12 protein-coding genes are annotated in these 12,668 nt (G+C 69.7%); 5 read left to right on the top strand and 7 right to left on the bottom strand.

The window, feature by feature from the left end; translation table 11 throughout:
- Positions 1-84 precede the first annotated feature (84 nt).
- From WMF29_RS07610 to WMF29_RS07595, 4 genes are all read left to right on the top strand, one after another.
- Positions 85-1,251, top strand: a complete 1,167-nt coding sequence (locus WMF29_RS07610; protein WP_437328204.1) for a heparin lyase I family protein — start codon at positions 85-87, stop codon at positions 1,249-1,251.
- A gap of 177 nt (positions 1,252-1,428) precedes the next feature.
- Positions 1,429-1,794 carry a DUF2089 domain-containing protein gene (locus WMF29_RS07605; RefSeq protein ID WP_272101125.1) on the top strand — a complete coding sequence of 122 codons (366 nt, stop codon included), beginning with the start codon at positions 1,429-1,431 and terminating at the stop codon, positions 1,792-1,794.
- The gene (locus WMF29_RS07600) at positions 1,791-2,444 is read left to right on the top strand and encodes a YIP1 family protein (RefSeq protein ID WP_437328203.1); all 654 of its coding nucleotides are present in this window, start codon (positions 1,791-1,793) and stop codon (positions 2,442-2,444) included. Before WMF29_RS07605 ends, WMF29_RS07600 begins: the two co-directional genes overlap by 4 nt.
- Positions 2,445-2,571: 127 nt before the next feature.
- On the top strand, positions 2,572-3,660 hold the full coding sequence (locus WMF29_RS07595) for an alpha/beta hydrolase (RefSeq protein WP_437328202.1): 1,089 nt from the start codon (positions 2,572-2,574) through the stop codon (positions 3,658-3,660).
- A gap of 19 nt (positions 3,661-3,679) precedes the next feature.
- Here the strand turns inward: WMF29_RS07595 and WMF29_RS07590 are convergent, their stop codons facing one another.
- From WMF29_RS07590 to WMF29_RS07580, 3 genes are read right to left on the bottom strand one after another with little or no spacing between them, the layout of a single operon-like run.
- Positions 3,680-4,180, bottom strand: a complete 501-nt coding sequence (locus WMF29_RS07590; RefSeq protein WP_437328201.1) for a hypothetical protein — start codon at positions 4,178-4,180, stop codon at positions 3,680-3,682.
- Positions 4,155-4,955: a hypothetical protein gene (locus tag WMF29_RS07585; RefSeq protein WP_437328200.1), complete on the bottom strand. Its 801-nt coding sequence runs from the start codon at positions 4,953-4,955 to the stop codon at positions 4,155-4,157. Before WMF29_RS07585 ends, WMF29_RS07590 begins: the two co-directional genes overlap by 26 nt.
- A 10-nt stretch (positions 4,956-4,965) precedes the next feature.
- Positions 4,966-5,685 carry a hypothetical protein gene (locus WMF29_RS07580; RefSeq protein ID WP_437328199.1) on the bottom strand — a complete coding sequence of 240 codons (720 nt, stop codon included), beginning with the start codon at positions 5,683-5,685 and terminating at the stop codon, positions 4,966-4,968.
- Positions 5,686-6,246: 561 nt separating this feature from the next.
- Here WMF29_RS07580 and WMF29_RS07575 point away from each other — a divergent pair.
- Positions 6,247-6,774: a hypothetical protein gene (locus WMF29_RS07575; protein ID WP_437328198.1), complete on the top strand. Its 528-nt coding sequence runs from the start codon at positions 6,247-6,249 to the stop codon at positions 6,772-6,774.
- Positions 6,775-6,777: 3 nt separating this feature from the next.
- Here the strand turns inward: WMF29_RS07575 and WMF29_RS07570 are convergent, their stop codons facing one another.
- The 4 genes from WMF29_RS07570 to WMF29_RS07555 all read right to left on the bottom strand — a co-directional run bounded on the left by WMF29_RS07570 (position 6,778) and on the right by WMF29_RS07555 (position 12,668).
- A complete protein-coding gene (locus WMF29_RS07570; RefSeq protein ID WP_437328197.1) occupies positions 6,778-8,010 on the bottom strand; it encodes a styrene monooxygenase/indole monooxygenase family protein in 1,233 nt (410 codons plus the stop codon).
- 55 nt (positions 8,011-8,065) lie between these two features.
- Positions 8,066-9,751, bottom strand: coding sequence for a mechanosensitive ion channel family protein (locus WMF29_RS07565; RefSeq protein ID WP_437328196.1), 1,686 nt, complete (start codon positions 9,749-9,751; stop codon positions 8,066-8,068).
- A 14-nt stretch (positions 9,752-9,765) separates the two neighbouring features.
- Positions 9,766-11,166, bottom strand: coding sequence for a family 2B encapsulin nanocompartment shell protein (locus WMF29_RS07560; RefSeq protein WP_437328195.1), 1,401 nt, complete (start codon positions 11,164-11,166; stop codon positions 9,766-9,768).
- A 95-nt stretch (positions 11,167-11,261) separates the two neighbouring features.
- The gene (locus WMF29_RS07555; RefSeq protein ID WP_437328194.1) at positions 11,262-12,668 is read right to left on the bottom strand and encodes a family 2B encapsulin nanocompartment shell protein; all 1,407 of its coding nucleotides are present in this window, start codon (positions 12,666-12,668) and stop codon (positions 11,262-11,264) included.

Here is a 12,668-nt window from a genome sequence, read left to right as displayed (position 1 = left end):
GAGAGACCGAGGAGCCGCGCCGCGTCGGCGGCGACGCGCGGCTTCTCGGTTGACTGCCGGCCGGAACACGCGTCGAATCCCGCCATGACTTCTACCGATCTCCTTACCCCACATCGATCCCCGCTCGCCCCCTGCCGAGCGCTCCTCGGGCGGCGACCTCGCCGCTCGCTCTCCACCCTGGCCGCAGCCGCGCTGGCGACGACGCTCACCGCGGGCGCCTCCGCGGCGCCGGTCTGGACCGGAGACTTCGAGACGGGCAATCTGAACCAGTGGAACACGACCCTGAACGGCGAGCACATCTCCGTGGTGACGTCGCCTGTCCTTCAGGGCACGAGGGCCGGGAAGGTCCAGCTCACCAACGACGCGAGGTGGTCGAACGGCATCAAGCGCGTCGAGCTGAACCACAAGCCGGCCGCCGGGCGAACGGCCGAGGGCGCCCAGACCTACTTCGCCTGGAGCTTCTATCTCCCCGAGGCGCTCGCGGCCGACCCGCCGACGCAGATCGGATACTGGGAGTCCGAAAATAGCTACAACCAGATGATGTCGTTCGAGGTCGTCGGACAGCACATCAGCTTCGCCACCCGCAAGCCCGACAACAAGGTGCACTGGGAGGCGGACGGCGCGGTGACGCCCGGCGTGTGGCACCGCATCGCGCTGCACATCCGGTGGTCGACGAATTCGAGCCAGGGCTCCGTCGACGTGTGGTTCGACGGCAAGCAGGTCGTCACCGGCGGGAAGGCGCAGACGCTCGCCGACAACAACGCGCACTTCACGCAGATCGGCCTGCTGCGCAACCCGTCCGAGTTCACCGACAGCCCCGTCATCGTCCTCGATGACGCCGTGGAGGGGGACACCCTCGACGACGTCCGCCCTGCGCTGCCCTCCTCCGGGGAAGGCGGCGCCGGTGGCGCGGGCGGCGCCGGCGGCTCCGGCGGCGAAGGCGGCTCCGGCGGGACCGGGAGCACCGTGGGCGCGGGCGGCGACGCTGCGGGCGGCAGCGGCAGCAGCGACGGCGCGGGCGGCGACGTGGCCCCCGGCCCCAGCGCTTCGAGCTCCTCCTCCGCCTCTTCCGGCGCCGGCTCCACCAGCGCGGGGACCGGCGGCACGGACGAGGTGGAGGCCGACGAGGGCGACGACGGCGGCTGCAGCTGCCGCGCCGCCGGCTCGCCCGCGGCCCCCACGCCCATGGCCCTCACCGGCCTCGGCCTCATCGCGGCGCTCGCGTTCGCGCGGCGGCGCGAGCGGCGCTGAGCCGTCGCGAGCGGCGCTGAGCCGTCGCGAGCGGCGCGAGCCGCAGCGCCCCGGGCGGGCCAGAGCCGCGCCGAACACATGACAGGGGCGGTTCTTAAACAAAATTGATTTTCGGATCAATTTTCATCATCTCAACATTGACAATATTGACCTCGGTGAGGATATTAAGCTCATCCCGTGGCAAGATTTGTCGTCAGATGCCCTAGCTGTGATGGGGAGCTGCGCGCGACGCGGCTCGGCTGCCAGAGCTGCGGAACCAACCTGGACGGCCAGTTCGAGATCCCCGCGCTGCTCCAGCTGTCGCCGGACGATCTCGCCTTCGTGACCGCGTTCGTGCGCTCGTCAGGCAGCCTGAAGGCGATGGCTCAGGTCCTTCAGATCAGCTATCCGACCGTGCGAAATCGGCTCGACGAGATCATCGGCCGGCTCGATGCGCTGGAGCAGGGCGTCGCGCGGCGCCGGCACGAGATCCTGGATGCGCTCGAGAAGGGGCGGCTCTCCGCGAAGGAGGCCGAGGAGGCTCTGCGCAAGGTGGGATTATGATGATGACCACGCCCGACGAGAGAGTGCGCGCGCTCGTGCGCGACAACGTCATCAACCCCGCGGAAGGCGAGCGGCTGCTGGCCACGATGTCGCCGCGGCCTCCCCAGCGCGGATGGCGGCTCGCGCTGAATCCGTTCGAGCGCTTCGGCGGGGGCGCCGCCGCCGCGGCGGGGCTCGCCGTCGCCGCGCTGAACGTCGCCCTCACGAGGCTCGGAGTCCGCTTTGACGGCTTCCTCGACCTGCACGCGGCGCCCGCCGTCATCTCGTACCGGACGGCGCTCCTCGAGCAGGTCGTCGCGTGGCCGTTGCCCGCCCTGCTCTTCTGGACGTATGCGCGGCTGCTGCGGCGCCGCGTGCGGCTCATCGATTTTCTCGGCGTGATCGGCCTGTCGCGCGCGCCGATCGCGCTCGCCGCCGCCGCGCTCGGCCTGCTCGCCCCGCGGCTGCCGGCGGGCGTGCCCGCATTCACGCCCGAGCTGGCCGTCATCGCCATCGTCGGAACGGTGTGTCTCGTGTGGTCCTTGGCGCTCCTCGTTCGGGGCTTCAGGAACGCCTCCGGCCTGCGCGGCGCGCCTCTGATCGCGGGGCTCATCGGCCTCGTGCTCCTGTCGGAGATCCTCTCGAAGGTCGCGCTCGCGCACCTCGGCTGAGTCATCGATCTCCCCGGTGCGCCGCCCGGCTCGCGCGGCGCGCTCTGCGGTGCTCGCGCGACCGCGAGGGCGCATCGGTGCGCCCCGGGCGGCGCTGCACCTCTCTCTCATGCTCGGAGGGCTCGTCATGTCATTTCGATCGTGTCTCGTGGTCCCGGCGCGCCGCGCAGCGCTCGCCGTCTCGTGTGTCGCCGCGCTCGCGTGGTCGCCCCTCGGCGCGGGCTGCGGCGCCGGAGAGCGCGCTTCGTCCGCCGGCGGGAGCGACGCGCACCCTGATGACACCGAGGTGCCGACGACGCCGGACGCGCCGGAGTGTCCGGAGGCGGCCAGCGCCAAGATCACTGTCGAGAACGCGCGGGGCACGCTGTCTGGCACGCTCGTGGTGCCAGCCGGGTGCGGGCCGTTCCCTGCTGTCGTGATCATCCCCGGGTCGGGGCCGACCGACCGGGACGGCAATCAGCTCGCCGCGGACATCGAGCCGGACACGTACAGGCTCCTTGCGGATGGACTCCGGGACAGGGGCATCGCGTCGATTCGCTACGACAAGGCCGGCATCGGCGCGAGCGTCTCCGCGGCCCCCCCGACGGAGCAGGAGCTGCTCTTCGAGATGGGCGCCGACGACGCCGGCCTGTGGGTGAAGAAGCTCCGCGAGGACGGGCGCTTCGCGACGATCACGGTGGTGGGGCACAGCGAGGGCTCGCTGCTCGGGATGCTGCTCGCCCGGGAGACCGCGATCGACGGCTTCGTCTCGATCGCCGGCGCCGGCAGGCCCATCGGCGACGTCCTGCGCGAGCAGCTCGAGGGCCTTCCGAACGAGGATCGCGAGAAGGCAGACGCGATCCTCGGCCAGCTCGAGGCCGGAGAGCTCGTCGCGGACATCCCGCAAACCCGGCTGTTCATGAGCCTGTTCCGGCCGAGCGTGCAGCCGTTCATCATCTCCTGGATGAAGCACGACCCCGCGGTGGAGCTCGCGGCCGTGACGGCGCCGATCCTCCTCCTGCAAGGGACGACCGATCTCCAGACCAAGGTCGAGGACGCGGAGCGGCTCGCGGAGGCGCGGCCGGACGCGACGCTCGTCATCGTCGAGGGAATGAGCCACACGCTCAAGGAGGCGACGCTGTCGAACGAGTCGCAGGCCGCGGCGTACACCGATCCGGACCTGCCCGTCGTGCCGCGCGTCTTCGAGGCGATCGAGGCGCTGATCCGGGAGGAGTGACGCAGCCCCTGAGGCAGCGCTAGGGAGCCGGCGCCGCCGCGGCGAGGATCGCCTTGACCTCCCGCAGCATCTCGGTCGTCTCGGCGCGCTGCGCCCCCTCGGCGAAATACGCCGAGAGCTTCTCGGAGCCCGCCCGGATCGCGTCGCTCTCCTCGCGCACCACGACGCGGAAGATCGGCCGCTCGGCGGTGCCCGCGAGGTCGACGCTGCCGTCGGCGGGCAGCGCGTCGCTCCGGTAGATCGCGAGCCGCTCGTCCCGGAACAGCCCTCGAAGACCCGAGATCTGCTCGGCGCTGAGCTGTCCGCGGAGCGCCGCCTTCCCCTGGTGCCCGTCGAACGTGCCGCTCAGCTCGATCCAGACGACGGTCTCCTCGCCCGCGCCGCGGTTCACCTCGAGCTGCGCCCAGGGCGCCGGCGGGATGTCCGAGCCGGGGTGCCCGGCGCACCCCGCGAGGCACAGCGCGCCCCACAGGAAGGCGCCGAGCGCCGCCCTCCTAACACGTGATGATCTTGCTGCCATTGCTCGTGATGTTGAAGCAGGGATTGACGTCGAACATCGTGTTCAGGATCCGGTTCGCCTCGTCCCTCGCGAAGGCCTTCATCGTCGACGAGCTGTGCTGCGCGTCGGCCTCGAAAGCGTACCACCACAGCCACAGGACCTGGTAGCCGTCCGCGCCCCGCCCGCTGGGCGATCCGATCCCGGAGCACCCATCCAGGTACTTCTCGTCGCACGACTCGCTCTTGGCAGGGCACTTGTTGCTGCCGTCGTTGCCGCTGTGGCCGCACCAGTCCGCGTGCCGCGACTCGTGGATCAACGTCCCGGCGCGCTCCACGACGTTCTCGTTGTAGAAGAACGGGATGTAGAGCTCCGTGTAGTCATCGAACCCGCCCCAGGTCGTGTACGCCCGCTTCGACCCGTCCCCGCACCGCGCGTCCAGCTCGTCGAACTCACGAATGGTGTAGTTGCCGCCCCAGCGCAGGATGTTGCCGTTGAAGTCGTTCGTCTTGAGCGGCTCGTTCGGCGACGCATAGTTGAGGAGCTGGATCGCCTGGAACGTGCGCGCCAGCGGCCGCCTCCGGTCGCACGCGGCCTCCCAGCCGAAGCCGTCGTCCCAGTCCCCCTTGTCGAAGTCGTACGCATCCCAGTAGAAGTCGATCCACGGCTGCGTGCACCAGAAGCTCGTCATCACCCCGGGATCGGTCCCCCGCACGGTGTCGCAGGTGTCGGCGCGGGCCTCGGAGGCGACGCCGAGGAGCAAACAAGACGCAAGAATGGCGCTGATCGTGCTTTTCATGATCGATCCCTCAACGAGTGATGGCAGGCGTGTCGGTCCGAGGAGCCACCTTGAACGCCCGTGATCCGGGCTTCTCCGGCTGCGCCGGTCGACCGTTGTTCGGGTTGTAATCCTTGGCGTCGGCGACGTCCTCCGCGAGCGCCTTGCGCGCGTCGATCAGCTGGATCCCGCCGACGTCGATCCCGAGGGCGTAGAGGCTCGCCGCCGCCGGGTTGCGCAGGAGGTCGCCGGCGGAGTAGATGGCCTTCAGCTGCTCCGCGGCGCCGAGCGCCTCGAGCCCGGCGATCGCGCGCAGGCGAACGCGGTATTCATCCGCGAAGAGCTGCTCGTCGACCTCGGGGTCGGGGAGCTTCGTCGTGGCGATCTCGTTCAGCGGCTTGATGCCGTCGCGCGAGCCGAGCAGGCCAAGGAGGTGAGCCGCCCGCCAGCGCATCTCGCCGGGCCTCGCCGACTCGGCCTTGTCCGGCGGGACCGAGACCGACCACGCCTTGTAGACCTCGGCGACCACGGGGACGACCGCCGGGCCGACGGCCACGAGCTCCCGGAGCGCACGGACGAACTCCTCCTCGTTCCCGAACTCGCCCATCAGCGAGAGCTGCCTGTTCACCATCGCCAGGATGCACTCCTTGCTGCACTCGACCGCCTGCGACTCGACCGCCGTCTCCTCCGGCGCGTCCTTCTCGGCGGGCACGGCGCAGCCCGCGGCCGCGCCGATGAGAATGAAGATCATCGTTGTTCTGATGGAGACCGACGACATGGTTCACCTCGGGTTCGGTTCGTGCTCGGGCGCTCTCGCCCTCTCGACGGCGCACACGGTCGCAGCGCCTCCGCGTCGGCAGGCCTGCGCGCTGGTCTAACGCGAGCGCGACATGGATGCTGGGCAGGCGCTCTTCCCACCCCTCGACGTCATGGTGGGAATCGCCTGACCGACCGTGCGAGCTACGGATTAACGGTTCGACAGTTCTACGGAATTGCAATCGTCAGGCCATGCGCCGAAGGCACGCCTGGGCGGCCCGGCGCCGCGCCGCCGGAGGCCGCGCGCTGGGCGGCATATCCCCGGGTTCGCAGCGCTTGGTCGTGGAGCGAGCGCCGGCTTCGCGTGATGCCGGGCGCCTGTTGGAATGGTCCGGGCCCCGCTCGGAGGCCATGCCCTGGAGGCCGGGGCCTCCATCTGTGGAGGCTGGCCCCTCCAGCGCGACGCGAGCGCCCGCAATGGCCGGCGCTGGCGTGGCAGGCGCGGCCCGGCCATTTCGGTCCTCCCGCAGCCGAGGCGTGCTAGAAGGCGACGATCATGAGCAGGCTCTCCGAACGCGCGTTTGCCGAGATGGTCGAGGCGGGGTGTCCCGCGTGCGGGGGACGACAGCTCAACCTACGCTCGTATGTCGACGGGCTCGTGCCGCTCATGGAGGGCGAGCCCGTCGGGCCGGTCAAGTGGGTCTACAAAGGCGAGATGTTCGTCGACGGGCTGTACGAGATCACGTGCGGCGCGTGCCAGCACCTCCTGTTCACCGACGACCGCTGCCCCCGGTGCCACGCCGGAGGCGGCCTCGCGCGCGGGCTCACGACGACCAACACGTACGCCGTGCCGGAGCGGTGCTCGCGGTGCGAGCACATCGAGGTGCGCTATATCGCGTTCGTGCCGATGCGCGTGAAGTACGAAGGAAAGCGCGCGGACAGGGCGCAGACGAGCGTCGAGCTGCACGACCCCGGCTTCCACGGCTATCGCGTCGACTGCAAGGACTGCGGCAAGATCGCCGAGCGCGCGGACGCGTGCCCGATCTGCGAGAGCCCGGCGCCGATCCGGGCGCGCTTCAGCTGATCGTCAGGCGTGGCTCGCGATGAAGCTGGCCGTCGCCTCGGGCGACGAGAGGATCGCCCACTGGCGCTCCGGGTACGAGAAGTTCGTGGCGAACGCGTCGGCCACCGGCTGGCTGCGCGCGGCCGCGGCGAGGAGGGCCAGCGCGTGGTCCGGCGGCGGCAGGAGGAAGGCGTTCGTCCACTCCGTGGCCGGCCGGAGCGCGTTCCAGAGGCGATCCTCCAGGTCCGCGCAGAACGCCTCGTCGAACGCGGCGCCGGCGGCCGCCTGCCCGGCGATCTGCTCGGCGGCCAGCGACGCCGCGAGCGTGGCCATGTTCGCGCCCTGGCCCGTGATCGGATCGTACGTGATGTGGAGATCGCCCAGCGCGAGCGCGAACCTCTCGCCGCCGAGGGGCGCGTACGCGCGCCGCACCACCGGCGTCACGGCGCCGGTCAGGTAGTCGCGCGGGCCGGTGAGGCCGAAGCTCGCCCGATCGACGCGCTCGGCCGTGAGCGGCGCGTGCGCGAGCACCGCGTCGAGCAGCGCCGCGTCGAACCGCGCCGGATCGTCCTCGTAGCGCATCCGCGTGATCGGCTCGAGCGCGCCGCCGGGGATCGCCTCGATGAGCAGCGAGGGCGCGATCCCGCCGAGCGTGATGTACTGGTTCTCGAAGATCTCGCCGTGCCCCGGGGAGAGCTGGAACATGAACTCCATCGGCCCGGGCGGCATGCGGAGCCCTCGGACGATGCCCGCGAAGAGCCGCCGCATGGGCGCGGCGTGCGGGCTTCGCTCGGGGACCTTCGAGAAGAGCTCCGTGAGGCCCGCCCGGCCCGTGGCGACGACCACGAGGTCGTGTCCGGCGGCGAGGCCGCGGACGCCGGCCGCGTCGAGCGAGGCCCTCACCACGCGGCCGCCCCGCGCGACGAAGTCCTCGAGCAGCTGGGGCAGATAGACGCGCATGTCGATGAAGAGCGCTTGATCCGCGAGGCGACCGACGAAGTCGAGCGCCGGCGCGGCCGCCACGCGGATCCGGATGGTCCTGGTGGCATGTTCGGGCCCCTCCCAGTGCGCGACGCCGAGCGCCCGCTGGCGCGCCCGGGTCGGCGGGGAGAGCCCGACGGTGCTGGGCAGGCGCCCCGTCCGGATCTCGTCCGGCGTGCGCTCCTCGTAGAGGCTCACGTCGAGGCCCTCCTTCTGGAGGTGCAGCGCGAGGTGCAGGCCGGCCACGCCGGCGCCGACGATTGCAATGGTGGGCATCCTTGTCCTCCTCGTTTCTTCCTAGAACTCGTGGGGCCACGGGACGAACCGCTCGTCAGTCGTCGCTCGTGGGCGAGAAAGGCGTGACGGGCGCGGATTCCTCGATCTCTCGCCTGGGCGGGTTCTTGACGGAAAGCGTGCTGTCGATGAGGACGGCTCGACGCGGGCGCGGCGCGCTGACCTGAGCTTTGCAAAGCTCCTCGACGACGCGGCCGCGCAGCGCATCGTTCACTTCCTTGTTCTTGCCGGGCGGCACGCGCGCGCTGATACGCAGGACGATCGATCCCTCGTTGAGCTCCTCCACGCCGACTTCCACCTGCCCCGGAGCGCCCGTCTGCAGCTCGACCTCCTTTTCGGCGACCCTCGCGAGGAGCTCACGCACCCGCTGCACGTCCTCCTCGTAAGGCACGTGCACGTCGACCACCGCGTTCACGTAGGATCGCGAATGGTTCGCGACCTTGCGCACCTCGCCGTTCGGGATCGAATGGAGCACGCCGATCTCGTCGCGGATCTTCGTGATACGAACGCCGATCTCCTCCACGCGCCCCTGGATGCCGCCGATCTCCACGAGATCCCCGACGAGGAGCAGGTTCTCGAAGAGGATGAAGAAGCCGGCCACGATGTCCCCCACGAACGTCTGCGCGCCGAAGCCGATGGCCACGCCGATGACGCCGGCGCCGGCGAGCAGCGGCGTGGGATCGATGGAAGCCTCGCGCAGCCCCAGCACGAGAGCCGAGAAGTAAATCGCGTACCGCACGAAGCCCATGGCCACGGGGACCAGGGTCTTTCGTTGCTGGAGCGTCTGGGGGTTCTCCTCCGCCACCTTCCCGAGGAAGAGGTCGTTGATGAGGAGCACGCAGATCTCGACGAGGACCCGGCTGGCATAAACGATCGCGATGATCCGGAGCCCGACCCGCCCCGCCTGCGAGAGCCACGTGTCGGGCGTGAGCGCGTCCGCGACCCACGTCGCCGCCGTGATGTACACGCAATAATCGACGACGCGCTTCGTGATCCCGAGCAGGTGCGACAGGTTCCCGAGGTACCTGAGCGGGCTCTCGAGATGGGCGAGCCTCGTGGAGTTGTCGAAGATGACGTCGAGGAGGAGGTATCCGATCCCGGTCGCGAGGCGGCTCACGTAAAACGCGCCCAGCGTGTAGCTGGCGAGCAATACGGCGCGCTGGGTCCCCGGCGCGAGCGCGAGCTTCTCGGCGAGGAGGACCGCGGCGGCGCCGAGGACAATCACGCGGAGCGCCTTGCGCAGGCGTATCGTGACCTCTGCGACCGGCTCGCGCCGCTTCGCCAGCCAGTCCGAGCGCGCGACCGCCTTCCCCAGCCCATCGGCGAGCCCCCGGGCGAGGGCGTCGACGAAGAGCGCGCCGACGGCGATGCCGAGCGCGGTGAGCAACCGCATCTTGGCGAGCGCGGGCTCGTCTCCGACGAGCCCGACGAGCGCGCGCTTCGCCACGTCGAGGGCGCGAATCCCGCGGACCACGGCGAACGCCGCGCCGCCCACGAGCACGACCCCGACGAGCGCGACCCAGACGAGCGCGCGGCGACGGACGCGACGCCGGAACGACCTGCGCTCGTCGGCCGTGACGTGCTCCAGCGTCGGCGAGCGCAAGACGAAGGCGTAGCCCCGATGGATCAGCCTGACCACGAGCTCCGAGAGGAGCAGGAGCGCCACGATCGCGATGCACAGCGCGACGAGGTTGTGGAGGAGCAGGTCGAGATGCAGAGTCATCGATGCGGTCGAGGCTACCGCCCGATCTGGACGTTCTCAAGGACGCCGAGAGCGTCGGGCACCAGCACCGCGGCGGAGTAATAGGTGCTCACAAGGTACGACGTAATGGCCTTTCCGTCGGTCTCCATCCTGCGGGCGGAGACACCGGGCTCGATCTCCTCGGGGAGGCCCGTGCGGTGGAGGCCGATGACGCCCTGATGCTCCTGCCCCGTGCGCATGACGAGGATGGAGCTCGTCTTGTCCTCGTTGATGGGGATCTTGTCGCAAGGCAGGATCGGGACGCCGCGCCACGCCGCGACCTGCACGCCGGAGAGCTCGACGGTGGTCGGGTAGACGCCGCGGCGACTGCACTCCCGGTGGAAGGCGGCGATCGTGCGCGGGTGCGCCAGGAAAAACTGCGACTTGCGGCGCCGGCAGAGGATCTCGTCCATGTCGTCGGGCGTCGGGGGGCCGCTCCGAGGATGGAGGCGCTGCTTCAGGTCGGCGTTGTGCAGGAGGCCGAAATCACGGTTGTTGATGAGCTCGTACTCCTGCCGCTCGCGCAGGGCCTGGACGGTCAGGCGGAGCTGCTCCTGGAGCTGATCCATCGGATCATTGAAGAGATCCGAGACGCGCGTGTGGAGCCGGAGGATCGACTGCGCGACGCTGAGCTCGTATTCACGCGGCGCGGTCTCATAATCGACGAACGTCCCCGGGAGCGCGTGCTCGCCCTTGTGACCGGCGGCGAGGGCGATCGCCGCCTGTCCGAGCTTGTCCTGCGGCTTCTTCAGCCGCTCCTTGAGCGACTCGACGTGCGCGTGGAGCGCCGGGGATCGCGAGATCAACTCCTCGAAGACGCGCTGCGGGAGCTCGAGCACGATGCACGGCGTGACGGCCCTGACCGAATAGGCCCATACGTCGTTCGACTCGATGACGGACTGATCCCCGAAATGGTCCCCATCCGCGAGGACGTCGAGGATCGTGTCGGCGCCGTACTTGCCCACGCCGAGCTTCTGGGCCTTTCCGTGCGCGAGCAGGAAGATCGTCTCCGCTGGTCTTCCGCGCTCGGCGATCAGCGCGCCGGGCTTGTACTCCCGCTGGATGAACCGGCTCGCCAGGGTGTCGAGCACGGCGTCGTCCGAGAAGCCTTGCAAGAGCGGCAATTCGCCGAGCTCCTGCGGGACCACCTGCACCTTCGCCCCGACGTTGCTGAAGCTCAACCGCCCGTCGCCGACGGCATAGCTCAGGCGGCGGTTCACGCGATACGTGCCGCCAGTGACCTCGACCCAGGGCAAGACATGCAAGAGCCACCGGGGCGTGATCCCCTGCATCTGCGGGTGCGACTTGGTCGTCGTCGCGAGCTTTCGCGCCCCCAGCGTCCCGAGGCTCGAACGCTCACCATCGTTCCCGATCCCAGGTATTTCGGCGTCTGCCATGATGTACCTTTCCTTCTGCGCGCTTCGGAGAGCAGAGCGCTCCGCGTATCCCCCGCGTTTGCAGGGGCACACGCGGAGCGCCTACCGCTCGAGGTTCACTCGTGGGCGCGTCCGATCTCGACGCTCTCCAGGACGCCGAGCGCGTCGGGGACCAGCACGGCCGCCGAGTAATAGAGGCTGACGAGGTACGACATGATGGCCTTGTCGTTGATCCCCATGAAGCGCACGTTGAGGCTCGGCTCGACCTCGTCCGGAATGCCGGCGTGGTGCAGGCCGATGACGCCCTGGTTCTTCTCGCCCGCGCGCACGAGCAGGATCGAGGTCGTCCGCGTCTCCGAGACCGGGATCTTGTTGCACGGGAAGATCGGCACGCCGCGCCACGCCGGGACGCGATGGCCGTTCACCTCGATGCTCTGCGGATAGACGCCGACGCGGCTGCACTCCTGGCCGAACGCCGCAATGGCCCGCGGGGGCGCGAGGAAGAACGACGGCTCCCTCCAGACCGTGGCGAGGAGCTCGTCCATGTCGTCCGGCGTCGGGGGGCCGCTGTGGGTGTGGATCCGCTGCTTCAGGTCGGCGTTGTGCAGGAGACCGAACTCGCGGTTGTTGATGAGCTCGTGCTCCTGGGTCTCCTTCAGGGCCTCGATGGTCAGGCGGAGCTGCTGCTCCGTCTGGTTCATCGGCTCGTTGAACAGATCCGCGACGCGCGTGTGGATCTGGAGCACGGTCTGCGCCACGCTGAGCTCGTACTCGCGGGGCGAGGTCTCGTAATCGACGAACGTGCCGGGGAGGACGGGCTCGCCGGAGTGGCCCGCCGCGATCTCGATCGCCGCCTCGCCCGTGTTGTCCTGCTTCTTCGTGGCGAGCGCCTTGAAGTTGTCGAGGTGCTTCTTCAGCGACGGGTGCTGGGCGACGAGCTCCTCGAAGACGTTCTGCTGGAGCGTCAGCACCGTGACCGCCGTGACGGCCTTGGCCGTGAACGTCCAGTAATCCTGCGTCTCCAGGAGCGCCTGGTAGCTGTAATGGTCGCCGTCGGCGAGGACCGCGAGCACCGTCTCGTCGCCGTACTTGCCCGCGCCGATCTTGTTGACCTTGCCGTGCGCGATGAGGCAGATGTGATCGGCCTCCTTGCCGCGCTCGGTGATGACGTCGCCCGGCTTGTATTCACGCTGCACGAAGCGGCTCGCCAGCGCGGTGAGGACCTCGACGTCATCGTAACCGCGGAGGAGCGGCAGCTCGCCGAGCTCCTGCGGGATGACCTGGATCTTCGCGCCGGTGTTGGTGAACGTCACCCGCCCGTCGCCGACCGCATAGCTCAGGCGGCGGTTCACGCGGTACACGCCGTTGACGTGCACCCACGGCAGGAGCTTGACCAGCCACCGCGACGAGATGCCCTGCATCTGCGGCGCCGACTTGGTCGTCGTCGCGAGCTGCCTCGCGGCCGCCGTCGCGAGGCTGGTCTGGTGCTGATCGATCGAACCCAGATTACCTGTGATAGACAT

The sequence above is a fragment of the Sorangium sp. So ce381 genome (assembly GCF_051473845.1).
In the GTDB taxonomy this organism is placed as follows: domain Bacteria; phylum Myxococcota_A; class Polyangia; order Polyangiales; family Polyangiaceae; genus Sorangium; species Sorangium atrum.
The sequence above is the reverse complement of the archived record's forward strand: the minus strand, read 5'-3'. Positions and strand labels throughout refer to the sequence as shown.